Origin of the sequence: Micromonospora sp. URMC 103 (assembly GCF_051386435.1) — a bacterium.
Taxonomy (GTDB): domain Bacteria; phylum Actinomycetota; class Actinomycetes; order Mycobacteriales; family Micromonosporaceae; genus Micromonospora.
The window spans coordinates 149373-172639 of the sequence record NZ_JBPQTR010000006.1 but is presented as its reverse complement, the minus strand read 5'-3'; the positions used below and the strand labels follow the sequence as shown (position 1 = coordinate 172639).

19 protein-coding genes and 1 pseudogene are annotated in these 23267 nt (G+C 72.8%); 13 read left to right on the top strand and 7 right to left on the bottom strand.

Annotated elements, in window-relative coordinates:
• Positions 1-264 precede the first annotated feature (264 nt).
• Positions 265-855, top strand: a complete 591-nt coding sequence (locus ACSNOA_RS27035) for a hypothetical protein (protein WP_436662605.1) — start codon at positions 265-267, stop codon at positions 853-855.
• A gap of 58 nt (positions 856-913) precedes the next feature.
• Here the strand turns inward: ACSNOA_RS27035 and ACSNOA_RS27030 are convergent, their stop codons facing one another.
• Positions 914-1531 carry a DUF4126 domain-containing protein gene (locus ACSNOA_RS27030; RefSeq protein ID WP_436662604.1) on the bottom strand — a complete coding sequence of 206 codons (618 nt, stop codon included), beginning with the start codon at positions 1529-1531 and terminating at the stop codon, positions 914-916.
• A 71-nt stretch (positions 1532-1602) separates the two neighbouring features.
• Between ACSNOA_RS27030 and nucS the strand changes: the two genes are divergently transcribed.
• Positions 1603-2262, top strand: coding sequence for an endonuclease NucS (gene nucS, locus ACSNOA_RS27025; protein ID WP_436662603.1), 660 nt, complete (start codon positions 1603-1605; stop codon positions 2260-2262).
• Positions 2263-2290: 28 nt separating this feature from the next.
• Here nucS and ACSNOA_RS27020 read toward each other — a convergent pair whose 3' ends face one another.
• Complete coding sequence (locus tag ACSNOA_RS27020; RefSeq protein WP_436662602.1) at positions 2291-3793, bottom strand: aldehyde dehydrogenase family protein; 1503 nt, start codon at positions 3791-3793, stop codon at positions 2291-2293.
• A 244-nt stretch (positions 3794-4037) separates the two neighbouring features.
• Between ACSNOA_RS27020 and ACSNOA_RS27015 the strand changes: the two genes are divergently transcribed.
• From ACSNOA_RS27015 to ACSNOA_RS26990, 6 genes are all read left to right on the top strand, one after another.
• Positions 4038-4454 carry an FHA domain-containing protein gene (locus ACSNOA_RS27015; RefSeq protein WP_436662601.1) on the top strand — a complete coding sequence of 139 codons (417 nt, stop codon included), beginning with the start codon at positions 4038-4040 and terminating at the stop codon, positions 4452-4454.
• Between the two features lie 110 nt (positions 4455-4564).
• The gene (locus tag ACSNOA_RS27010) at positions 4565-5629 is read left to right on the top strand and encodes an alpha/beta fold hydrolase (RefSeq protein WP_436662600.1); all 1065 of its coding nucleotides are present in this window, start codon (positions 4565-4567) and stop codon (positions 5627-5629) included.
• Positions 5630-5747: 118 nt separating this feature from the next.
• The gene (locus ACSNOA_RS27005; RefSeq protein WP_436662599.1) at positions 5748-7538 is read left to right on the top strand and encodes a 3-hydroxyacyl-CoA dehydrogenase family protein; all 1791 of its coding nucleotides are present in this window, start codon (positions 5748-5750) and stop codon (positions 7536-7538) included.
• 42 nt (positions 7539-7580) lie between these two features.
• Positions 7581-8075: a sigma-70 family RNA polymerase sigma factor gene (locus ACSNOA_RS27000; protein WP_436662598.1), complete on the top strand. Its 495-nt coding sequence runs from the start codon at positions 7581-7583 to the stop codon at positions 8073-8075.
• Positions 8072-8398 carry a hypothetical protein gene (locus ACSNOA_RS26995; RefSeq protein ID WP_436662597.1) on the top strand — a complete coding sequence of 109 codons (327 nt, stop codon included), beginning with the start codon at positions 8072-8074 and terminating at the stop codon, positions 8396-8398. Before ACSNOA_RS27000 ends, ACSNOA_RS26995 begins: the two co-directional genes overlap by 4 nt.
• Before the next feature lie 67 nt (positions 8399-8465).
• Complete coding sequence (locus ACSNOA_RS26990; protein WP_436662596.1) at positions 8466-9275, top strand: alpha/beta hydrolase; 810 nt, start codon at positions 8466-8468, stop codon at positions 9273-9275.
• Between the two features lie 7 nt (positions 9276-9282).
• On the opposite strand, the gene ACSNOA_RS26985 is transcribed toward ACSNOA_RS26990, so the two are convergent.
• The 5 genes and pseudogenes from ACSNOA_RS26985 to mce all read right to left on the bottom strand — a co-directional run bounded on the left by ACSNOA_RS26985 (position 9283) and on the right by mce (position 17591).
• Positions 9283-10389: an AI-2E family transporter gene (locus ACSNOA_RS26985; RefSeq protein WP_436663392.1), complete on the bottom strand. Its 1107-nt coding sequence runs from the start codon at positions 10387-10389 to the stop codon at positions 9283-9285.
• Between the two features lie 1568 nt (positions 10390-11957).
• A pseudogene (locus tag ACSNOA_RS26980) lies at positions 11958-13661 on the bottom strand (hypothetical protein); the annotation flags it as partial.
• A gap of 177 nt (positions 13662-13838) precedes the next feature.
• Positions 13839-15098: a cell division protein DivIVA gene (locus tag ACSNOA_RS26975; RefSeq protein ID WP_436662595.1), complete on the bottom strand. Its 1260-nt coding sequence runs from the start codon at positions 15096-15098 to the stop codon at positions 13839-13841.
• Positions 15099-15431: 333 nt separating this feature from the next.
• Positions 15432-16787, bottom strand: coding sequence for a crotonyl-CoA carboxylase/reductase (gene ccrA, locus ACSNOA_RS26970; RefSeq protein WP_436662594.1), 1356 nt, complete (start codon positions 16785-16787; stop codon positions 15432-15434).
• Between the two features lie 330 nt (positions 16788-17117).
• The gene (gene mce / locus ACSNOA_RS26965) at positions 17118-17591 is read right to left on the bottom strand and encodes a methylmalonyl-CoA epimerase (RefSeq protein WP_436662593.1); all 474 of its coding nucleotides are present in this window, start codon (positions 17589-17591) and stop codon (positions 17118-17120) included.
• 61 nt (positions 17592-17652) lie between these two features.
• Here mce and ACSNOA_RS26960 point away from each other — a divergent pair, with 61 nt between their 5' ends.
• From ACSNOA_RS26960 to ACSNOA_RS26940, 5 genes are all read left to right on the top strand, one after another.
• Positions 17653-18852, top strand: a complete 1200-nt coding sequence (locus ACSNOA_RS26960) for an acetyl-CoA C-acetyltransferase (RefSeq protein WP_436662592.1) — start codon at positions 17653-17655, stop codon at positions 18850-18852.
• A gap of 103 nt (positions 18853-18955) precedes the next feature.
• Positions 18956-19891, top strand: a complete 936-nt coding sequence (meaB, locus tag ACSNOA_RS26955) for a methylmalonyl Co-A mutase-associated GTPase MeaB (RefSeq protein ID WP_436663391.1) — start codon at positions 18956-18958, stop codon at positions 19889-19891.
• Between the two features lie 83 nt (positions 19892-19974).
• On the top strand, positions 19975-20388 hold the full coding sequence (locus tag ACSNOA_RS26950; protein ID WP_436662591.1) for an Asp23/Gls24 family envelope stress response protein: 414 nt from the start codon (positions 19975-19977) through the stop codon (positions 20386-20388).
• A gap of 120 nt (positions 20389-20508) precedes the next feature.
• A complete protein-coding gene (locus ACSNOA_RS26945) occupies positions 20509-22197 on the top strand; it encodes an acyl-CoA mutase large subunit family protein (protein WP_436662590.1) in 1689 nt (562 codons plus the stop codon).
• A 106-nt stretch (positions 22198-22303) separates the two neighbouring features.
• Positions 22304-23212 carry a tetratricopeptide repeat protein gene (locus tag ACSNOA_RS26940; RefSeq protein WP_436662589.1) on the top strand — a complete coding sequence of 303 codons (909 nt, stop codon included), beginning with the start codon at positions 22304-22306 and terminating at the stop codon, positions 23210-23212.
• Positions 23213-23267: the final 55 nt, after the last annotated feature.

Here is a 23267-nt window from a genome sequence, read left to right as displayed (position 1 = left end):
CGCGGGTCGTTGACATCCCCCGACGGCCGAGGGAGCACGGCGGCCGGGCCAGCTGAGAAGCCGGTCCGACGGAATGCCGGCGGACGCCCGGTCGTTGCAGATGGACCCGGCGCGGCGTGGCACCCCCGCCCGTGCGCCACCCGTGAGGACGGCCGCCGAGCCGGTCACGGATCCCCGAGTTCGAGCGCCCGACGAGGTGCTTACACCCGCGATGCCGATCCCCTTGTGCGGCGCGTGGGTGTCAACCCCCTGAAGGAGCTTGTCATGAACACCATCATGCGGAAGAGCGTTTTCGGTCTCGCCGGACTGGCCTTCGCCGGTGGCGTGATCGGTGGCCCGATCGCGGCGCACACCGCGCACACGGTCGACGCCCGACCGGTCGCGGTGGTGCAGGCGGACAAGCCGGGCGTGGACACGGCGAAGCTGATCCCGCACGGCGTGCAGGGTGCGCAGTCGCACATCGACCTGGACGACGAGCAGATCGCCAACGCCAAGGCCATCATCGCGGCGACGAAGAAGTCCGGTATGGACGAGCGGGCCGCGGTCATCTCGATCGCGACCAGCCTGCAGGAGTCGAAGCTGGAGAACCTGGGTCACCTGGGTGACGCCAACGACCACGACTCGCTGGGCCTGTTCCAGCAGCGCCCGTCGAGCGGTTGGGGTACGCCGGAGCAGATCACCGACCCCGAGTACTCCACGATGGCCTTCCTCAAGGGCCTGAAGCAGATCGACGGCTGGCAGGACATGCCGCTGACCGAGGCGGCGCAGACGGTGCAGGTCTCGGCCTACCCGGACGCGTACGCGCAGTGGGAGCAGCAGGCCGCCGACCTGGTCGCCCAGTACTGGAACAGCTGACCCATCCGATCACCGGCCGGGTCCCCGCCACGGGGACCCGGCCGGTGGCGTCTACGGGTCAGACGCGGAAACCGGCCGCGCGCGCCGCCCGCCGCTGCTCCCGGCGGTCCGCACGGCGGCGCCGGAACCAGAACACGAACGCCACCAGCGCGACGAGGAAGACCAGCACCAGCACCGGCAGCAGGATGGCGACCACGGACATCAGCACGCTCGTGGCGTCCTCGGCGGTGCTGGCCACCGGGGCGCCGACGCCGGCCGTGGTCGCGTTGATCACCGGGCGGGCGGCGGACTTGAGCAGGTGCACACCGAGCGCGACGAGCACGCCGGTCACCACCGGCACCCACTGGTGCGACGAGAAGAAGCTCGCCGGGTCGTTCACCGTGACCGTCTCGGCGCTGGAGCCCGCGCCGAAGGCCAGCCCACCGGCCGTGGGACGGACAACGGTCTGCACCACGTCGTTGACGTGGTCGACCACCGGCACCTTGTCGGCGACGACCTCGACCGCGAGCAGGACCGCGAGGATGGCGATGACCCAGCCGTTGCCCAGCCACGTCCAGCCACCCGGCAGGTCGACCAGATCGGTGTAGCGGGCGAGTAGCCCCATGGTGAGCAGAGGGATGTAGGCGTTCAGCCCCGCCGAGGCGGCGAGACCGGTTCCGGTGAGGACTTCGAGCACCGTCTCAGCATCCCACCGGCACGCCAGTGCCGCTCGGCGGCGACGGCCACCTCCTCCGCTACCCTCGTCGGGTGCGGTTGGTCATTGCGAAGTGCTCGGTGGACTACGTCGGACGGCTCTCGGCCCACCTGCCGCCGGCCACCCGGCTGCTCATGGTGAAGGCGGACGGCTCGGTCTCGATCCACGCCGACGACCGGGCGTACAAGCCGCTCAACTGGATGAGCCCACCCTGCCGGCTCGAGGAGGCGCCGGGCGTCTGGCGCGTCGTCAACAAGGCCGGCGAGGAGCTGCGGATCACCCTCGAGGAGATCTTCCAGGACACGTCGTACGAGCTGGGCGTCGACCCGGGCCTGCGCAAGGACGGCGTGGAGGCGCACCTCCAGGAGCTGTTGGCCGCCAACCCGGGCGTGCTGGGCGAGGGCTTCACCCTGGTCCGGCGCGAGTACATGACGGCCATCGGTCCGGTCGACCTGCTCTGCCGGGACGCCGAGTCCCGTGCGGTCGCCGTCGAGGTGAAGCGGCGCGGTGAGATCGACGGGGTGGAGCAGCTCACCCGATACCTCGAACTGATGAACCGTGATCCGCTGCTCGCCCCGGTCACCGGTGTCTTCGCCGCCCAGGAGATCAAGCCACAGGCGCGCGTGCTCGCGACCGACCGGGGCATCCGCTGCGTGGTGGTCGACTACGACAAGCTGCGCGGCATCGAACGCGACGAGCTGACCCTGTTCTGAGGCTCCCCGGCCGGCGGCGCCGACCGGCTCAGGCGCCCCGGCCGTACATCATCTTGACGACCTTGACGAGCCGGGCGACGTCGCTCGGCGTGCGCTCGAAGGTCATCGACGGCAGCAGCGAGCGCGCGCGCCGGCGGGTGATCGCCTTGGCCCGGCCGAACTCGCGCAGCCCGTCCTCGCCGTGGATCCGGCCGAAGCCCGAGTCGCCCACACCGCCGAACGGCAGGGTCGACATCCCCGCGAAGGTCAGGGTCGAGTTGACCGAGGCCATGCCGGAGCGCAGTCGCCGGGCGATGCCCACCGCGCGGCGCCGGCCGAAGACGGAACCCCCGAGCCCGTACGGGAGGGCGTTGGCCCGGGTCACCGCCTCGTCGGCGTCGCGTACGCGGTTGATGGTGAGCGTCGGCCCGAACGTCTCCTCCCGGACGGCCGCCGAGTCCTCCGGGACGTCGATGAGCACGGTCGGGCGCACGTACGGAGCCTGCACCGCGTCCGCGCCGCCCAGTACGGCCCGCCCGCCCCGGGCGAGCGCGTCGTCGATGTGCCGGCGGATCACGTCGACCTGGGCCGGCATGGTGATCGGGCCGATGTCCGCGCCGTCCGGGCCGACGGTGAGCCGGCCGGCCCGGGCGACCACCTTCTCGACGAAGGCGTCGAAGACCGGCTCGACGGCGTACACCCGCTCGATGCCGATGCAGGTCTGGCCGGCGTTGGTGAGGGCCCCCCAGACGCACGCCTCGGCGGCCGCGTCCAGGTCGGCGTCCGAGTCGACGATCATCGCGTCCTTGCCGCCCGCCTCCAGGAGCACCGGCGTCAGCGTCTCGGCGCAGGCCGCCATGACGGCGCGGGCCGTGGCCGTCGAGCCGGTGAACGCCAGCTTGCCCACCCCCGACCGACACAGCGCCGCGCCCACGTCGCCGAGCCCGTGCACCGCCGTGAGGACCGGCTGCTCCGGCACCACCTCGGCGAACGTGTCCACGAGCCACTGCCCGACGGCCGGGGTGTACTCGCTGGGCTTGAGGACCACCGCGTTGCCGGCGGCCAGCGCGTACGCCGTGGAGCCGATCGGGGTGAAGACCGGATAGTTCCACGGGCCGATCACGCCGACCACCCCGTACGGCTGGTATTCCAGGTGGCCGGAGAACTCGGCGAGGATCAGCCGGGAACGGACCCGCCGGGGACCGAGCACCCGCCGCGCGTTGCGCGCCGCCCAGTCGATGTGCTCGATCGCGGTGACGATCTCGACGACCGCGTCGCCGACCGGCTTGCCGCCCTCCAGGTGCACCAGCTCGGCGAGCTGCTCGATCCGCTGGGCGAGCAGCGCGCGCCAGCGCAGCAGCCGCTCCCGCCGCGCGGAGAAGCCCAATCCGGCCCACCACTGGCCGGCGGCGCCGGCCCGCTCGACGGCGGCCGCGACGGCGGCCGGCGTGGCGACGCGGAAGCGACCCGCCTCGGCCCCGGTGGCGGGGCTGGTCGAGACCAGCACACCGTCGTCGATGAGCGGGGCACCGGGGACATGCACAGCCGTCATGGCGGAAGTCTAGACCCGAGCGTTACCCGTCGGTAGGTCGTGATCGAGGAGTTCACGGCGCGTCCCGCGAGCGAGACGGACCCGCGGCGGGACGATGGCCCGAGCGACACGGGCCGCCCGAACCGGCGAACGGAAGGTGGCCGGCCGGTGTCGTGGAGGTGGCCGCGCGGCGGTGGAGGACGACTACGGTCCGATGGCACGCTGGCGCGGAGAGTGACGCTGTGGGGTGGAGGGCTGACTGTCCATGGAGGAGCGTCCGGAACTGCTGCCGTCGTTGACGATAGCCGGTGGCCCGATGCGCGGAGCGAGTTTCCGGCTGGGGCCGGCGGCCCAGGTGATCGGCCGGGCTCCGGCGGCCGACGTGGTCGTGTCCGACCCGCACCTGAGCCGCCGGCACGCCGAGGTCTGGCTGGCGCCCGACGGCGCCTCGTTGCGCGACCTCGGGTCGACCAACGGCACCTGGCTCAACGACCGCCGGATCGACGGCGTGGAGCAGCTCACCGACGGCGACGTGATCCGCGTAGGCCGCACCGAGCTGCGGTTCTTCGACCCCGGTGTGGCCCGCACGGACCCGGTGGGGCTCAGCTTCGGCACGCCGCGCCGGGACCACCGGCCGACGCTGCCGCTGCCCGTGCCCGTGACGCCGCCCGCGATGCGCTGAACCCGCCCCGCGTCGGCCACACAGGGCAGCGCGACACCACACCGCGCGGCCCCGCCACATGGGGACGGCCCACATGGACCGGCGCCGGGCACGGTGGCAGCATGCCGCGGATGGAGACCGAGCAGAGGACCGTCACGGCGAACGGCATCACCCAGGCGGTACGGGTGGCCGGGCCGCCCGGCGGCACGCCCGTGCTGCTCGTGCACGGCAACTGCTCCTCCGCCGCCTTCTGGGAGCCGCTCGTCCGGCGGCTGCCGGAGACGCTGCGGGTCGTGGCACCCGACCTGCGCGGCTACGGCGACACGCAGACCGCCCCGGTGGACGCCACCCGTGGGCTGGGCGACTTCGCCGACGACGTGGCCGCCCTGCTCGACGACCCCGCCCTCTTCGGCGCCCCCGACGCGCGCCCCGTGGTGGTGGGGCACTCGCTCGGCGGGGGAGTGGCCATGCGGCTGCTGGTCGACCACCCGCACCGGGTCGCCGGGCTGCTGCTCGCCGCGCCGGTCTCGCCGTACGGCTTCGGCGGCACCCGCGACCTCGACGGCACGCCCACCACACCGGACTTCGCGGGCACCGGCGCCGGCACGGCCAACGCCGACTTCGTGGCCCGGCTGGCCGCCGGTGACCGGGGCGACGACGCCCCGGCCAGCCCCCGCAACGTGCTGCGGACCGCGTACGTGGCGGACCCCGCCTCGCTGGGCGCCGACGAGGACCTGCTCCTGGACACCGTGCTGTCCACGGCCACGGGCGACGACAACTACCCGGGCACCTCGGTCCCGTCGCCGCACTGGCCGGGCAACGCGCCCGGCGAGCGCGGGGTGCTCAACGCGCTCGCGCCCACGTACTTCCGGCTCGCCGACGAGCTGGTCGCCGTGCCGGGCAAGCCCCCGATCACCTGGGTACGCGGCGACGCCGACGTGATCGTCTCGGACACCTCGCTGTTCGACCTGGCGTACCTCGGCTCGCTCGGCGCGGTGCCGGGCTGGCCCGGTGCGGAGCACTGCCCGCCCCAGCCGATGGTCGGCCAGACCCGGGCGGTGCTGGACCGCTACGCGGCGGCCGGCGGCGCGTACCGCGAGGTGGTGCTCCCCGGCTGCGGGCACAGCCCCCACATCGAGCGGCCCGCGGAGTTCGTGGCCGAGCTGCTGGCGCTGACCGCCGTGCCGGCCGTCTGACCGTCGCTGGGTGAAATATCCCACCGCGTCTCGACAACCGAGCGTCACGTGGCAGACTCGCGCGCATAACCTTAGCGGCCGTTCAGCGGTCGTGCGGAGCGTACTGGGGAGGCCGGTCGTGGCGCGCGAGTTCACGAGCGTGGGCGTGGTGGGACTGGGCACCATGGGTGCCGGCATCGTGGAGGTCTTCGCGCGCAACGGCATCGACGTGGTCGCCGTGGAGATCTCCGAGGGGGCGCTGGAGCGCGGGCGGGCCAACCTCACCGGCTCCACCGACCGCGCGGTCGCCAAGGGCAAGCTGGCCGCGGCCGACCGGGACGCGCTGCTCGGGCGGATCACCTTCGCGGTCGGCCTGGACGCCCTGCACTCCGTGGACCTCGTGGTCGAGGCCGTACCCGAGCACCTGGACCTCAAGCAGCGGATCTTCGCCGAGCTGGACCGGGTCTGCAAGCCCGACGCCATCCTCGCCACCAACACCTCGTCGCTCAGCGTCACCGAGATCTCGGTGGCCACCACCCGGCCCAACCAGGTCATCGGCATCCACTTCTTCAACCCGGCGCCGGTCATGAAGCTCGTCGAGGTGGTCCGCACGGTGGTCACCTCGGCCGACGTGGTCGCCGACGTGGAGGCGCTCTGCGCCCGGCTCGGCAAGGTCGACGTCACCATCAACGACCGGGCCGGCTTCATCGCGAACGCGCTGCTCTTCGGCTACCTGAACCACGCGGTGGCCATGTTCGAGGCCAGGTACGCGAGCCGCGAGGACATCGACGCCGCCATGAAGCTCGGCTGCGGCCTGCCCATGGGCCCCCTCGCGCTCATGGACCTCATCGGCGTGGACACCGCGTACGAGATCCTGGACACCATGTACCGGCGCGGCGGCCGGGACCGCCGGCACGCCCCGGTGCCGCTGATCAAGCAGATGGTCACGGCGGGGCTGCTCGGCCGGAAGTCCGGCCGCGGCTTCTACACCTACGAGAGGCCGGGCTCCCCGGTGGTCGTACCCGACGAGGCGACGCCCGTGACCACGGAGGCCGCCCTCGCCGACGGCGCGCGCGCCATCACGAAGGTCGGCGTGGTCGGCTCCGGGACGATGGCCACCGGGATCATCGAGGTGTTCGCCAAGGCCGGCTACGAGGTGGTCTCGGTGACCCGGGGCGCCGAGAAGTCCGCGACGGTCTGCGAGGCCGTGAAGACCTCGCTCAACAAGGGCGTCGTGCGCGGCAGGCTCAGCGAGGAGGACCGGGACGCGGCGCTCGGCCGCGTCACCTGGTCGGCGGCCCTCGACCACCTCGCCGACGTCGACGTCGTGGTCGAGGCGGTGGTCGAGGAGCTGAGCGTGAAGAAGGCGCTCTTCGCGAGCCTCGACGAGATCTGCAAGCCGGGCGTGGTGCTCGCCACCACCACCTCGTCGCTGCCGGTGATCGACGTGGCGATGGCCACCCAGCGGCCCGCCGACGTGGTGGGGCTGCACTTCTTCAACCCCGCGCCGATCATGCCGCTGGTCGAGGTGGTCCGGACCATCCGCACGTCGCCGGAGACCACGGCCACCGCCCGCGCGCTCTGCGCGACGCTCGGCAAGACCGCCGTGGTCTGCGGCGACCGCTCCGGGTTCATCGTAAACGCGTTGCTCTTCCCGTACCTCAACGACGCCGTGAAGATGCTGGAGGCGAGCTACTCGACGGCGGACGACATCGACCACGCCATGAAGCTCGGCTGCGGCTACCCGATGGGCCCGTTCGAACTGCTCGACGTGGTGGGCCTGGACGTCTCGCTGGCCATCCAGCGCGAGCTGTACCTGGAGCTGCGCGAGCCCGGGTTCGCCCCCGCGCCGCTGCTCGAGCACCTGGTCACCGCCGGCTACCTGGGCCGCAAGACGGGCCGGGGCTTCCGCGACCACACCCACCGCTGACCCGGGTCAACAGGACGCGCCGGTGACGGCGTCTGGAAGGGCGTGACCTTCGAGGAGTACGTCGGCAGCCGCGGCCCGGCCCTTCTGCGCCTGGCCCGGCTGCTCACCGGCGACGAGCACCGGGCCGAGGACCTCACCCAGGAGGTGCTGACCCGGGCGTACGTGCACTGGCGGAAGATCGCCCGAGCCGACCGGTCCGACGTCTACGTGCGCCGCATGCTCGTCAACGCCAACAACTCGTGGTGGCGACGCCTGTCCAACCGGGAACTGGCCGTCGAGTCGTTCCGGGAGCGGCCCCAGCGCGGCGACCTCGGTGGCGAGACGGCCGACCGGGACGAGATGTGGCGGCTCATCGCCGGGCTGCCCGACCGCCAGCGTGCGGTGCTCGTGCTTCGCTACTACGAGGACCTCGACGACGCGACGATCGCGCAGATCCTGGACTGCTCGCAGACCTGGCCCGACCGGAGACCTGGGACTGAGCGGGGAGACCGTCCGGCGGGGCGTCCCGCCGGTCGGCCCGTACGCTTGACGACGTGAGTCCTCGTCGCAACCGCCCCCGTCGGGACGACACCCCGCACCTGGACGGCGACCGGGCGCGGCAGGGCGTCGCCTCGGTGCAGCAGTGGCGCGACGGGGAGTGGCAGGTCCGCGGGATCAGCGGCGGGGCGTCCGTGAAGACGTACCGGTGCCCCGGCTGCGACCAGGAGATCCGCCCGGGGGTGGCGCACGTGGTGGCCTGGCCGGCCGACGGCCGGGGTGACCTCACCGACCGCCGGCACTGGCACAGCGGGTGCTGGCGCGCACGGGACCGGCGCGGTCCGGTGATCCAGCGCGGGCGCGGCGCCCCGCACTACGGCTGAGCGATCTGCGTCACGCTGTTTCCGCCCCGGGCGGGCGGCCGCGAGGCCGTGGCGCGAGACTTGACCGGTGAGCGAACCCATCCGCGCGTCGTCCATCCTCCCCGGCCACCGGGAGGACATCGAGCTGCACACCGCCGACGGTCTGCGCCTGGTCGGCGAGCTGGCCCGCCCGGTCGACCGCGAGCCGGTCGCCACCCTGGTCTGCCTCCACCCGCTGCCCACCCACGGCGGGATGATGGACAGCCACGTGTTCCGCAAGGCGGCCTGGCGGCTGCCCGCGCTGGCCGACGTCGCCGTGCTGCGCTTCAACACCAGGGGCACCAGCAGCATCCGCGGCACCAGCGAGGGGAGTTTCGACAACGCGGTCGGCGAGCGTTACGACGTGGCCGCCGCCATCGAGTACGCCGAGTTCCACGACCTGCCGAACATCTGGCTGCTGGGGTGGTCGTTCGGGACCGACCTGGCCCTGAAGTACGGCTGCGACCCGGCCGTCTCCGGCGCCATCCTGCTCTCCCCGCCGCTGCGCTACTCGGAGCCGGAGGACCTTGACCGCTGGGCGGGTTCCGGCCGGCCGCTGGTGGCGCTGGTGCCCGAGTTCGACGACTACCTGCGCCCGGCCGAGGCCCGGGAGCGCTTCGCCGCCGTGCCGCAGGCCGAGGTCGTGGGCGTGTCCGGCGCGAAGCACCTCTGGGTGGGCGACGCCGAGCGGGTGCTCGACGAGGTGGTCCGGCGCGTCAACCCGGCCGTCCCGGTGCCGCTGCCCACGACCTGGGACGGGCCGATGGAGACCGGCGACGTGAGCGCGTACGCCGACCGCACGGTGGCGTCGTTCGCGGACCGGCCGGTGCCGGGCCCGCCGCAGGCGAAGGCCGGCTGAGCGCCGGTCAGCGCGTCTGCTGCCGGGGCAGCACCACCTCGCGCAGGATGAGCTGGATCGCGGCCACCGTGGGAATGGCGATGAGGGCGCCCACCACGCCGATCAGCGCGACCCCCAGCAGCGCGGCCAGCAGGGCCGCCACCTCGTTGACGTGCACCGACCGGCGCATCACCTTCGGGTAGATGAGGTAGTTCTCCACCTGCTGGTAGACCAGGAAGAAGACCAGGCACGCGATGCCGGCCGACAGGTCGGTGGCGAAGCCGACCAGGGTCACGATCAACGCGCCGAGGGTCGCCCCGATCTGCGGGATGAGGTCGGTCACGGCGACGACCACGGCCAGCGCCATCGGGTACGCCAGCCCGACGATCAGCGCGAAGATGAACGTGCTGAGGCCGGCCAGCACCGCGATGCACAGTGCGCCGACCATGTACGCCCCGACCTTCGCGAGGATCTCGTCGCCGATGAGCTGCACCCGCTCCCGCCGCGACCGGGGCACGAGGGCGTACCCGAGCGCACGCAGCCGGTCGAAGTACGCCAGGAAGTAGATCGTGAGCACCAGCACGGTCAGGATCCGGAAGATGGTGCCGAAGATCAGTTGGGCGCCGCCGAGCACGCCGCCGAGCGCGCGGCTCACGGTTTCCGCGTTCACGGCGCCCTGCACCCGCTGCACGAGGTCGTACCGCTCGACCAGGTTGTTGACCGTCTCGCTGCGGCGCAACTCCTCCAACAGCGTCGGCAACTGCTCGATGAACTGCCCGGACTGCGTGACGATCGGCGGCACCAGCGCCACCACGCCGCCGCAGAGCAGCAGCAGCACGGCGAGCGCGACGAGCGCCACGGACAGCCCGTGCGGCAGGCCCCAGCGGCGCAGCCGGGCCACCGCCGGGTAGAGGCCGACCGCGAGGAAGAGCGCGATCAGCACCAGGACGAGGATCCCGGCGGCGTTGCGGATGCCGAGATAGAGGGTGTACGCCAGCAGCACGCCGAGCGCCCCGGTGAAGCCGAGCAGGAAGCTGTTGCGCCGCAGTGGCCGGCCGGGTGGTCCGAACCGCCCCGATCCGGTGACCGGTGGCGGGTCCAGCGCCTCGGGCGCGTCCCCGGACGGCGCGGCCACGGGGTGCGGCGGGGTGGCCGCCTCGGGCGCCGGAGTGTGCCGGTGCGTCCGGTCCCGCTCGGGGGCGGACCGCGAAGCCCCGGCCGATGGCTGGTCCGAGCCCGGCGCGTCGGCCCGATCGGGGTCCGGCCCGTCGGTGGTCGGCCCGTCCTGCGTCACCAGTCCTCCGGTCAGGTCGCGCGGCTCGGCCGCCCCATCCACCCACCGCCGCTCGCACACCCGGTTCGTCCCGAGCCGCTCGTGGCGCGAGCCGCTTGTGGCGCGGGCTGCCCGTGCCGCGGGCTGCTCGTGGCGCGGGCGGCTCCACGCGTGCGGCGGCTCGCTGCCGTGTGGCTCGTGGCTTAACGGCCTATGCCCGGAGACTACTGGCCGCCCGAGGGGTGAACCACCCGCCTCCGCCCACCGTCACCGGATCCGCCCAGCGGCCGTGCGAGCCCATCGGCCGTGCGAGCCCACCGGCCCGTGCGAGCCGAGCGTGGCCGTGCCGGCTGAGCGTGCCCGGCGCCGCCCTCCGTCCGGGTCGCCCGACGGCGCTGAGCGGCGGCTCTCGGCATCTGACGTCATCGCCGATGCCGCCCGAGAGCAGAAGGTCGCGTGAGCGTGATGCCTCTGAGGCATAAATATGACGCAGAGGCATCACGCCCGACGGGAGATGTGCCGCCGCCCGGGCCACCCGTCGCGTCGCTCCAAGGCGCCCCCGCCCGCATCCGCACCCGCACCCGCCTCCGCGCTCGCACGCACACGTGCGGGCCCCAAGGTCGTGCTCGATCGGGGAAGTAGTGGCCTCAGGGGTGCGGGAAGGCCACTACTTCCTGGATCGAGTGCGATCATGCCGGGCAGGGCGTCTCGCGCCCCGCCGAACGAGCCCGCCCCGGCCGGGAGACTCGCGCGCGGACGAGCGGGCTTCACTCCTTTTCGACGGCCACCGTGTTGGGCTTGGCGGCCCGCTCGTCGGTGGTCGGCTTGCTCGGCCGCTTGCCGTTCTCGCCGGTGCTGGTGATCTTCGTGGGCGTGGCGCCCCGGCCGCCCTCGCCCGGCACCGCGGCCACCGTCGGCTCGCCGTCCTTTGCCGCCCCGGCCTCCCCGTCGTCCACCGTGGTGACCGGCTCGGCCACCGGGCGGGCCTTCGGCTGGGCGGCCGCGTCCCGTTCGCCCTCGCTGCTCGCCGACTCCGTCGCCGTGGTCACCGGGTCCGGTGTGGCCGCGGCGGGCGCAGCCTCGGCGGTCTGGGGCTTGCTCCCGGCCGGCTGGGTGGTGCCGCCAGCGGGCGAGCCGCCCACCGGCGACGTCGCCGCCTTAGCGGGCTGAGCCTTGCCGCCGACGGGCTGGGGCTTGCCGTCGGCCGGCTGGGCCGTCACGGGTCCCGGCTGCGGGGTGCCGGGCTGGGCCGTCACGGGCCCCGGTTGGGCCGTGCCCGGCTGGGTCTTCACGGGAGTGGGCTGTGCCGCGCCCGGTTCGGCCTTCGGGCCACCCGGTCGTGACGCTTCCGCCGGCTTCGCCGCCGGGCCCTCGCCGGCGCCGCGGCCCGCGTCGACGGGTCGGGCGGCCACCGCCGGCCCGGCCGCGGAGGCGGGGGCGACGGTGCCCGCCGGTGGGGGCGAGGTGGGGCCGTCGGACCCGGTCGTCGCGGCGGCCGTCTGCACGCGCAGCTCGGCCAGCTTCCGCTGGAGCTCGTCGGACTCCTGGCGGGACTTCCACGTCTCCTGTCGCAGGTCGGCGAGCTGCTGCTGGGCCTGGGCGATCTCCAGCATCACCTGGGCGAGCTGCTGTCGGCCGGCCGCGACCTCCTGCTGCGTGGCGGCCAGGTGCTGCTGGGTGGTGGCCAGGGCCTGCTGGGTCGTGGCGGCGTACTCCTCGAACTGCCGCCGGGACGTCGCCACGTGCTCGTCGGCGGCGCGGCGCTTCTCGGTGGCCTCCGACTCGGCCCGGCGCAGCAGCTCGGCGGCCTGCTCCTCGGCCTGCTGGCGGAGGGTCGCCGCGTCCCGCTCGGCGGTCTGCCGGATGCGGTCGGCGCCCTGCTCGATCTCGTTCTTGCGGGCCGTGTACTCGGCCTCGAGCTGGTCACGCCGGCCGGTGAAGCTGGTCTCCAGCTCCTGCTTGCGGCTCGTGAAGCCCGTCTCCAGCTCCTGCTGGCGGGACTTGTACTGCTTCTCCAGCTCGTCGCGGCGCTTCGCGAACTCCTGGTCGGCCGTGGCCCGCCGCTGGGCCAGCTCGCGGTCGGCGGTCTCGCGGCGGGAGTTGACCTCCTGCTCGACGCCGGCCCGCCAGGCGCCCAGCTCCTGCTGGGTCTGCGCCCGCGACTGCTGCACGTACGCCTCGGTCTCGCTGCGCATGCGCTGCACGTACGCCTCGGTCTCGGCGCGGCTGCGCTTGGCCGTCTCGGCCGCCTGCGTGGTCAGCCGCTCCGCCTCCTGCTGCGCCTTGGCCCGCGTGGCCCGGCCGGCCATCGAGGCGTCGTCGATGATCTGCTTGGCGTCCCGCTGCGCCTTGGCGTGGGTGGCCCGCCCGGCCTCGGTCGCCTGGTCGACGAGGCGCTTGGCCTCCTGCTGGGCCTTGGCGTGCACCTCCTTGGCGGCGTCCCGCAGCTGCGTCGCCTCCTGCTGCGCCTTGGTCAGCACCTCGCGGGCCGCCTCACGCAACTTGGTGGACTCCTGCTGGGCCCGGGCGTGGATCTCCTTGGCCGTCTCGCGGAGCTGCGTCGCCTCCTGCTGCGCCTTCGCCAGCTCGTCCTGGGCGTTGCGGCGCAGCTTCGCCGACTCCTCCTTGGCGGCCCGCAGCGCGGCCTCCGACTCGGCCTTGCGGGCGGCGGCCTGCCGCTCCTCCTCGGCGCGCCGGGCGGCGAGGGCGATCTCGAAGTCCTTCAGCGCCGTCGCGGCCTGCTCGCGCGCGTCCTCGACGATGTGCTCGGCGGCGGCCCGGCGGGACTCGATCTCCTGGTTGGCGGCGCTGAGGATGTCCTCCGCCTGCTCCTCGGCGAGGAGCAGGATCTGCTCCACGCGGGGACCGAGGTGCCGGAACGACGCCCGGTCCACCACGCCCACCTGCTTGCGCACCTGGGCGAGGTCCCGTTGGAGCACCTCGACCTGGCCGGCGAGCTTGTGGATCTGTGTGTAGGCCTGCTCCCGCTCCGCCGCGAGAGTCGCGATCTCGTGCTCCGCACGCGCGACGTACCTGTCGACCTGTTTCTTCTCGTACCCCCGCAGCGCGGACTCGAAGCTGGGCTCCGTGGCCACGTCCCCGCCGAGAGCGAACAGTTCCTCGCCGTGCGACATGCCACCATCCTCACACGCATCCGGTCCGGCTGGGGCGATACGGACGCCCCTGTTGGGACCTACTTCACTCGGTTCGTACCGGTAGATAACAACGGGTTTGCGAAAGCATGCGGCGCGGGGTGCCACCGGTCACCCGGTGCCACCCCGCGCCGCGTCATGCCCCTACCTGGCGCCGCGTCAGCTGGCCGACTCGGCGGTCACCTTGTCGCCGTCGGTCTTGCCGGCCTCCGGCTTGGCGGCCGACCCGGCCGCGGCGTTCGGCACGCCCGGCACGATGCCGGCGAGACCCGACAGCATCTGGCCCAGCTGCGCGGTGACCGCGTCCTTCTGACGGGTGAGGTCCTCGACCTCGCGGCGCGCCGCCTGCGTGGTCAGCTCCGCCTCGGTGCGCGCCTCGCTGAGCAGGCGCTGCGACTCGGCCCGCGCCTCGTTGAGGGTCTTGTCCGCGAGCGCCTTGGCCTTGTCGACCGTCTCGTTCGCGGTGCGCTCCGACTCGACCCGGCGGGCCTCCGCACGCTGCTCGATCTCCTTGGCCCGCTCCTGGGCGGCCCGCGCCCGCTGCTCGGCCTCGTTGACCAGCTTCTGGGTCTGCGCGACCTGCGCGGCGTGCCGCTCGGACTCCTCGCGCTCGGCCTTCTCCCGGCGCTCGGCGAGCTGGAGTTCCAGGGCCTGCAGGTCCTTGTCGCGCTTGTCCCGCGCGTCGGTGAGCAGCTTGGTGGCCTCGGCGCGCTTCTCCTCGGCCTCCCGCGCGGCCTTCGCGCGCTGCTGCGTGATCTCCCGCTCGGCGGTGGCCCGAAGGGTGGCCACCTCCCGCTCGACGGTGGACTTCAGCTCGGCCACCTCGTGCGCGGTGACGGTGCGCAGCTGCTTGGTCTCGCGCTCGGCGTCGGCGCGCAGCGTGTCGGCCTCACGGCGGGCCTGCACCCGGACCTCGGCGGCCTCCCGCTCGGCGGCGGTGCGGACGTTGCCCGCCTCCCGCTCGGCGGTGGCCTTCATGGCGGCCGCCTCGGCGCGTGCCTTGTCGGTGATCTCACGCGCCTCGAGGCGGGCCGCGGAGAGGATGCCCTCCGACTCCCGCTTGGCCTCGTTGCGGTGGTCGTTGGCCTGCTCCTCCGCCAGCCGGAGGATCTGCTCGACGCGGGTGCCGAGGCCGGAGAGGGTCGGCCGGCTGTTCTCCTCGAGCTGCTTGTTGGTGTCCGCGAGCTTCTGCTCCAGCGCGGTCATGCGCTGCTCGGCCTGGCGGAGCCGACGCTGGGCGTCGTTCATCCGCTGCTCGGCCTCGGCGCGAGCCTGCTCGGACTGGGTCAGCGCGGCGGTCATCCGGCCGATGAAGTCATCGACCTGGTGGGTGTTGTATCCGCGCAGGCCAACGGTGAAATCTGGCTGCGAGTTCGCGTTATCGAAGAACGCAAGAGGGGAGGACTGCTGCTGGGGCATTGGGACATACTGGCAGACGCCCCAGGGTGCTCCGCAAGAGCGGTACGAACCTTTCGAGTCCTCTTTACATGGTCAACTTCGGGTGGCCACGGGACCGGACCCAGCCGCGATCTTGGCAGGTCCGGGGCGGGTCGGGACGACGCCGCGCGGAACGTGAAATGCGTACGAGCGCCCGCTCTTTGTCGGTGCTCCCGCGTCCACTCGAATGGGTCGCCGGCGACCCGTCGGAAACGCGGTCGGCCGCAATGGTCGACGAGTCCCCGCCGGACGGACCGTCCCGCTCCGGCCGCAGGGACAGCGGCCGGAGCGGGTGCGTCGGCGATCCGGCGGCGGTCAGTGACCGCGGAACCGGTTGATCGCGTCCTCGTGCCGGGAACGCCGCTCCGCGTCCCGGACGCCCAGGCCGTCGCGTGGCGCGAGGCAGCGCACGCCGACCTTGCCCTGGTGCGCGTTGCGGTGCACCTCGTACGCGGCCTGCCCGGTCTGCTCCAACGGGTAGGTGCGCGACACCGTGGGGTGCACGTGACCCAGCGCCACGAGCCGGTTGGCCTGCCACGCCTCGTGGTAGTTGGCGAAGTGGCTGCCGATGATCCGCTTGAGGTGCATCCACAGGTAGCGGTTGTCGTACTGGTGCTGGTAGCCGCTGGTGGACGCGCAGGTGACGATGGTGCCGCCCCGCTTGGCGACGTAGACGCTCGCGCCGAAGGTCTCCCGGCCGGGGTGTTCGAAGACGATGTCCGGGTCCTCGCCGCCGGTCAGCTCGCGGATCCGCTCGCCGAAGCGGCGCCACTCGTCCGGGTCCTGGGTCTCGGAGTCCCGCCAGAACCGGAACCCCTCGGTCGCGCGGTCGATGACCAGCTCGGCGCCCATCCTGCGGCACAGCTCGGCCTTCTCCGGCGAGGACACCACGCACACCGGGATGGCGCCGCCGTTCAGCGCCATCTGGGTGGCGTAGCCGCCGAGGCCGCCGGACGCGCCCCAGATGAGCACCACGTCACCCTGCTTCATGTTGGCGCCATGGTGGGACACGAGCTGCCGGTACGCGGTCGAGTTGACCAGCCCCGGGCTGGCCGCCTCCTCCCAGCTGAGGTGGCGCGGCTTGGGCATGAGCTGGTTGGCCTTCACGACGGCCAGCTCGGCGAGGCCCCCGAAGTTGGTCTCGAAGCCCCAGATCCGCTGCTGCGGGTCGAGCATCGTGTCGTCGTGCCCCGCCGCGTCCTCCAGCTCGACGGAGAGGCAGTGCGCCACGACCTCGTCACCGGCCTTCCACCGGGTGACACCGGGCCCGGTGCGCAGCACGACACCGGCCGCGTCCGACCCCACCACGTGGTACGGCAGGTCGTGCCGGCGGGTCAGCTCGGAGAGCCGGCCGTACCGTCGGAGGAACGTGAAGGTGGACAGCGGCTCGAAGATGCTCGTCCACACCGTGTTGTAGTTGATGGCGCTCGCCATCACGGCGACCAGGGCCTCGCCGGGGCCCAGCTCCGGCGTCGGCACCTCCTGGACGTGCAGCGCCTTGCGCGGGTCCTTGTCCCGCGTCGCCATCCCGTCGAACATCCGGGTCTCGTCGGCCCGCACCACGACCCCGCGGTAGCTCTCCGGCACCGGCAGCCCGGCGATCCCGGCGAGTTCCCGCTCCGGCTGGCTGGAGTTCTCCGCCGCCATGATCGCCTCGAGGATGTCCTGCACGGTGACCTCCCGTTCGTCCGCACCCGCGCCACGCGAGCCTGGGTGCTGCCATCGTCGGCGCCGGTGCGACCGGGCCGCCATGTCGGCATCCGACACAACCGGCAGTGGTCGCGCTTCTGTTGGGGGCGGACGTTACTGAACGGTAGCTAGGGCGGGAAGCCCTGTGTGAAAAACTGCATCGCTCGATGCGTGAAGCTGTCCGGGCCAACGTTGAACCGCGCACCACCAGGCTCGCGCCTCGGCCTGCACACTCCCGTGATCATGAGGTTGTCGGCGCGACACGCCGACGACCGCGCCGACAACCTCATGATCGACGGCACCGGGGCGGCCTCAGTGGGCGGCGGCCGGTTCGACCAGCTCGACAAGGACGCCGCCGGCGTCCTTGGGGTGGACGAAGTTGATCCGCGAGTCGGCGGTGCCACGCCGCGGGGTGTCGTAGAGCAGTCGCATCCCCCGCTCGCGCAGGGCCGCGCAGGCGGCGTCGATGTCGGCGACCGTGTACGCCACCTGCTGCACGCCCGGACCGTTGCGATCGAGGAACTTCGCGATGGTGGACTCCGGGGTGAGCGGGGCGAGCAGTTGCACGCACCCGCCCGCGGTGTCCGGTCCCACGGCCAGCATCGCCTCCCGGACCCCCTGCTCGGTGTTGGTCTCGGTGTGCACGCAGCGCATCCCGAACGTCCGCTCGTAGAAGTCGATGGCGGCGTCCAGGTCGGCGACGGCGATGCCGACGTGGTCGATTCGGCGCAGCCCGATGTCTGTGACGTAGTCCGCAGCGGGCTCGACGGGGGAGTTCTCAGCCATGGCGCTAGTCTGGCCGAACAATCGTTAAGGCGTACAGGTCGGCACCCCCTCGGAGGCAGGCATGGCTTCGGTGATCGTCAGCGGCGCGCGGACCCCGATGGGGCGCCTGCTGGGCAACCTCAAGGACCTCCCGGCCACGAAGCTCGGCGGTATCGCCATCAAGGCCGCGCTGGAGCGGGGCGGCGTCAGCCCCGACCAGGTGCAGTACGTGATCATGGGGCAGGTGCTCCAGGCCGGTGCCGGCCAGATCCCGGCCCGCCAGGCAGCGGTCGAGGCGGGCATCCCCATGTCCGTGCCGGCGCTGACCGTCAACAAGGTCTGCCTCTCCGGCCTCGACGCGATCGCCCTGGCCGACCAGCTGATCCGGGCCGGCGAGTTCGACATCGTGGTCGCGGGCGGCATGGAGTCGATGACCAACGCGCCGCACCTGCTCATGGGGCAGCGCACCGGTTACAAGTACGGCGACGTGGTGGTCAAGGACCACATGGCGCTCGACGGGCTCACCGACGCCTGGGACTGCTGCTCGATGGGCGAGTCGACCGAGCGGCTCGGCACGAAGCACGGCATCAGCCGCGAGGAGCAGGACGCCTTCGCCGCGGCGAGCCACCAGCGGGCCGCCGCCGCGCAGAAGAACGGCAGCTTCTCCGACGAGATCACCCCGGTGGTCATCCCCCAGCGCAAGGGCGACCCGGTGGTGGTCAGCGAGGACGAGGGGATCCGCCCGGACACCACGGTCGAGACGCTGGCGAAGCTGCGCCCGGCGTTCACGAAGGACGGCACCATCACGGCCGGCAGCTCGTCGCCGATCTCCGACGGCGCCGCCGCCGTCGTCGTGATGAGCAAGGCCAAGGCGAAGGAGCTGGGGCTGACCTGGGTGGCGGAGATCGGCGCGCACGGCAACGTGGCCGGGCCGGACAACTCCCTGCACTCCCAGCCGTCCAACGCCATCCAGCACGCGCTGCGCAAGGCCGGGCTGACCGTCGCCGACCTCGACCTCATCGAGATCAACGAGGCGTTCGCCCAGGTCGGGATTCAGTCCACCCGGGAGCTGGGGATCAGCCCCGAGAAGGTGAACGTCAACGGCGGCGCCATCGCGCTGGGCCACCCGATCGGCATGTCGGGCGCCCGGCTGGTGCTCACCCTCGCCCTGCAGCTGAAGCGCCGGGGCGGCGGCACCGGCGCGGCCGCGCTCTGCGGCGGCGGCGGGCAGGGCGACGCGCTGATCATCCACGTGCCGGCGCCGGGCGAGAGCGGTCAGTGAGCGAAACGGTGGCAACAGTCCTGGAGAGCGGCCGGTGAGCGGAACCGTGGAGAACGCCCCGGCCGCGGCCACCGGCTCGCTGCGCCGCAGTCGGGACGTACCCATGCTGGTCGAACGGGCCCGCGCGGGTGACCCCCGCGCGGTGGCCCGGCTCATCACGCTGGTGGAGAACGGCGACGAGCTGCTGCGCGATGTCGCCGCGGCGCTCGCGCCGTACGCCGGTCAGGCCCAGGTGGTCGGGCTGACCGGCTCGCCCGGCGTGGGCAAGTCGACCACCACCAACGAGCTGGTCCGGGCGCTGCGGGCCCGGGGCCACCGGGTGGGCGTGCTGGCGGTGGATCCGTCGAGCCCGTTCACCGGCGGCGCGATCCTCGGCGACCGGGTCCGGATGCAGGACCACGCCACCGACCCGGGCGTCTACATCCGGTCGATGTCGAGCCGGGGACACCTCGGCGGGCTGGCCGCCGCCACCCCGCAGGCCGTGCGTGTGCTCGAGGGCGCCGGCTGCGACGTGGTGCTGGTCGAGACCGTCGGCGTCGGGCAGGCGGAGGTCGAGGTCGCCTCGCTCGCCGACACGACGCTGGTGCTGCTCGCTCCGGGCATGGGCGACGCCATCCAGGCCGTGAAGGCCGGCATCCTGGAGATCGCCGACGTGTTCGTGGTCAACAAGGCCGACCGCGACGGCGCCGACGCGACGTACCGCGACATCCAGGGCATGATCGCGCTCGGTGAGCGCGGCCCGGGGGAGTGGCGGCCGCAGGTGGTGCGCGCCATCGCCGCCCGCGGCGAGGGCATCGACGACATCGCCGCCGCCGTCGACAAGCACCGCGGCTGGCTGGTCGAGCACGGCGAGCTGCGCCGCCGGCAGGAGGCGCGGGCCGCCGCCGAGATCGAGGCGATCGCGCTCGGCGTCCTCCGCGACCGGATCGGCTCGCTGCGCGACGGTACGGAGCTGCCGTCGCTCGCCGCGAAGGTGGCCGAGGGGGCCATCGACCCGTACGCGGCCGCCGACCAGCTGCTGGACCAGCTCGGCGGCTGACCGGTCCACTGCGGACCCGCCCTTGTTAGTACGCTCGCACCGCCGTACGGACGGCGTGCGGGGCGCAGCGAGGGTGGGAGAGCATGGCTGACGAGGCGACGCAGGAGCTGTCGGTGACGCCGGACGCGGTGGCGGCCGGGACGACGACCGTCTCCGACGAGGTGGTGGAGAAGATCGCGGTGGCCGCCGCCCGTTCGGTGCCCGGCGTGACCGAGCTCGGCGGGGACGTGGCGCGGTTCTTCAACGCGGTGCTCGACCGGGTGGGGCTCGACCAGGTCGGCGACGCCCGCCGCGGCTGCTCGGCCAACGTCACCAACGGGGCGGCGGTGGTCAACCTCGTCATCGTGATCGAGGCGGGCCGGACGGTACCCGAGGTGACGGAGGCGGTCCGGGTGGCGGTGACCCAGGCGGTCGAGGCGTACGGCCTGCGGGTCGACGAGGTCAACATCCGGGTCGACGACGTGGCGCTCGGGGGTCCGGCCGCACCGACGGCCTGAGGCCCGACCTCCCGTTCGGCGGCCCTACGGTTACCCACCGGTACGACCTTCCTTAGCGATCGTTCAGGCCAGGGCTCTACACTCGACGTGCAGTCGAGGACCCGAGGAGGAGCCCCGCTCATGAACGCCGACGAGATCGCTGCCGGACGGGCCCGCTGGCAGGCCCGGTACGACGCCGCGCGCAAGCGGGACGCGGACTTCACCACGCTCTCCGGCATGACCGTGGACCCGGTCTACGGCCCTCCGGAGGGCGTCGCGTACCCGGGCTTCGAGCGCATCGGCTGGCCGGGCGAGTTCCCGTACACCCGTGGCCTCTACCCGACCGGTTACCGCGGGCGCACCTGGACGATCCGGCAGTTCGCCGGCTTCGGGAACGCCCGGCAGACCAACGAGCGCTACAAGATGATCCTGGGCGCCGGCGGCGGCGGGCTCTCGGTCGCCTTCGACATGCCGACGCTCATGGGCCGGGACTCGGACGACCCGCAGGCGCTCGGCGAGGTGGGGCACTGCGGCGTGGCCATCGACACCGCCGCCGACATGGAGGTGCTCTTCGACGACATCGACCTGGCCGGGGTCACCACGTCGATGACCATCTCGGGGCCGGCGGTTCCGGTCTTCTGCATGTACCTGGTCGCCGCCGAGCGGCAGGGCGTCGACCTGTCCACGCTCGACGGCACCCTGCAGACCGACATCTTCAAGGAGTACATCGCGCAGAAGGAGTGGCTCTTCGACCCGGAGCCGCACCTGCGCCTCATCGGCGACCTCATGGAGTACTGCGCCCGGGAGATCCCGCGCTACAAGCCGCTGTCGGTCTCCGGCTACCACATCCGCGAGGCCGGCTCGACGGCCGCGCAGGAGCTTGCGTACACCCTGGCCGACGGTTTCGGCTACGTCGAGTTGGGCCTCTCGCGCGGGCTCGACGTGAACGTCTTCGCCCCGGGCCTGAGCTTCTTCTTCGACTCGCACGTCGACTTCTTCGAGGAGATCGCCAAGTTCCGGGCCGCCCGCCGCATCTGGGCCCGCTGGCTGCGCGACGTCTACGGCGCCACCAGCGAGAAGGCCCTCTGGCTGCGCTTTCACACCCAGACCGCCGGTGTGTCGCTGACCGCGCAGCAGCCGGTCAACAACGTGGTACGCACCGCCGTCGAGGCGCTCGCCGCCGTGCTCGGCGGGACCAACTCGCTGCACACCAACGCGCTCGACGAGACGCTCGCGCTGCCCACCGACGAGTCCGCCGAGATCGCCCTGCGTACGCAGCAGGTGCTCATGGAGGAGACCGGCGTCACCAACGTGGCCGACCCGCTCGGCGGCTCCTGGTACGTCGAGGCGCTCACTGACAAGATCGAGGCCGAGGCGGAGGAGATCTTCGCCCGGATCCGCCAGCTCGGTGGCGAGGGCCCGCACCAGATCGGCCCCATGACCTCCGGCATCCTCCGGGGCATCGAGGACGGCTGGTTCACGAGCCAGATCGCCGAGGCCGCCTTCACCTACCAGCAGGCGCTCGAGAAGGGCGACAAGAAGATCGTCGGGGTCAACTGCCACACCAACACGGTGGCCAAGGACTTGGAGATCCTGCGTATCTCGCACGAGGTCGAGTTGGAGCAGCGCCGGGTGCTGGCCGAGCGGAAGGCCGGACGGGACGACGCCGCCGTCAAGGCCGCCGTGAACCGGATGGTCGAGGTCAGCCGTACGGGCGAGAACATGATTCCCGCCATGCTCGACGCCGTCCGGGCCGAGGCGACCCTCGGCGAGATCTGCGACGCCCTGCGCGCCGAGTGGGGCACCTACCGCGAGCCCGCCCGCTTCTGACCCGTCCGTCGTGGTGGGCAGGGGCGGGGTGAGCAGGGTGAGAACTGCAACTGTCGCCGTCGCGGTTGATCTGAGTTCGGCGTTGTCCGTGCGAAACTAGGTAACCATGAGCGACCCACGGATCACCTCGTCGATCTTCACACGCGGCGCGGTCGACCTCAGCGCGCTGCGCACCCCTGCCCCCACCTCCACGCCGGCCCAGGCCGGCCCGCCCGCCGGCGCGCCCGGGGGCGCCGTCGGCGGCGGGGTCACCGTCATCGACGTGACCGAGGCGACCTTCCAGTCCGAGGTGCTGGAGCGCTCGCTCAACACACCGGTGGTCATCGACTTCTGGGCCGAGTGGTGCGAGCCGTGCAAGCAGCTCTCGCCGGTGCTGGAGCGGCTGGCCGTCGAGGGCGGCGGCGCCTGGGTGCTCGCCAAGATCGACGTCGACGCCAACCCGCGCATCGCCCAGATGTTCCGGGTGCAGGGCATCCCGATGGTCTACGCCGTGGTCGGCGGCCAGCCGATCGACGCCTTCTCCGGCGTGGTGCCGGAGGCGCAGCTGCGGCAGTGGATCCAGGCCGTGCTCAAGGCCGGTGGCGTGAGCGTGGCCGCCCCGTCGGATCCGCGCCTCGACGAGGCCGACGACGCCCTCATGACCGGCGACCTGGACGCCGCCGAGCGGGCGTACCGGAAGATCCTCGCCGACTCTCCCGCCGACACCGCGGCCGAAGCCGGCCTCGCCCAGGTGGGCCTGGCCCGCCGGGTGGCCGGCGTCGACCCGCGGGCCGCGCTGGCCGCGGCCGAGGCCAACCTCGACGACGTGGACGCGCAGACGCTGGCCGCCGACATCGAGGTGCTCAGCGGCATGGCCGAGCAGGCCTACAAGCGTCTCGTGGACGCGGTCCGCCGCACCGCGGGCGACGACCGCGAAAAGGTACGCCAGCACCTGATCGGCCTGTTCACCATCGCCGGTCCCGACGACCCGGCGGTCGCCTCGGCACGGCGGGCCCTCGCCAGCGCCCTGTTCTGAGGTAGCCGCACGCAAGACGCCAGCGCGGGCCGGCGTACGGCCGGCCCGCCCGACC

Coding starts and splice junctions, on each gene's coding strand:
- ACSNOA_RS27015 (WP_436662601.1), top strand. CDS start 4,038: ATGGAGGAGCGTCCGGAACTGCTGCCGTCGTTGACGATAGCCGGTGGC.
- ACSNOA_RS27035 (WP_436662605.1), top strand. CDS start 265: ATGAACACCATCATGCGGAAGAGCGTTTTCGGTCTCGCCGGACTGGCC.
- ACSNOA_RS26960 (WP_436662592.1), top strand. CDS start 17,653: ATGGCTTCGGTGATCGTCAGCGGCGCGCGGACCCCGATGGGGCGCCTG.
- meaB (WP_436663391.1), top strand. CDS start 18,956: ATGCTGGTCGAACGGGCCCGCGCGGGTGACCCCCGCGCGGTGGCCCGG.
- ACSNOA_RS26950 (WP_436662591.1), top strand. CDS start 19,975: ATGGCTGACGAGGCGACGCAGGAGCTGTCGGTGACGCCGGACGCGGTG.
- ACSNOA_RS27020 (WP_436662602.1), bottom strand. CDS start 3,793: ATGACGGCTGTGCATGTCCCCGGTGCCCCGCTCATCGACGACGGTGTG.
- ACSNOA_RS27010 (WP_436662600.1), top strand. CDS start 4,565: ATGGAGACCGAGCAGAGGACCGTCACGGCGAACGGCATCACCCAGGCG.
- mce (WP_436662593.1), bottom strand. CDS start 17,591: ATGGCTGAGAACTCCCCCGTCGAGCCCGCTGCGGACTACGTCACAGAC.
- ACSNOA_RS26975 (WP_436662595.1), bottom strand. CDS start 15,098: ATGCCCCAGCAGCAGTCCTCCCCTCTTGCGTTCTTCGATAACGCGAAC.
- ACSNOA_RS26945 (WP_436662590.1), top strand. CDS start 20,509: ATGAACGCCGACGAGATCGCTGCCGGACGGGCCCGCTGGCAGGCCCGG.
- ACSNOA_RS26940 (WP_436662589.1), top strand. CDS start 22,304: ATGAGCGACCCACGGATCACCTCGTCGATCTTCACACGCGGCGCGGTC.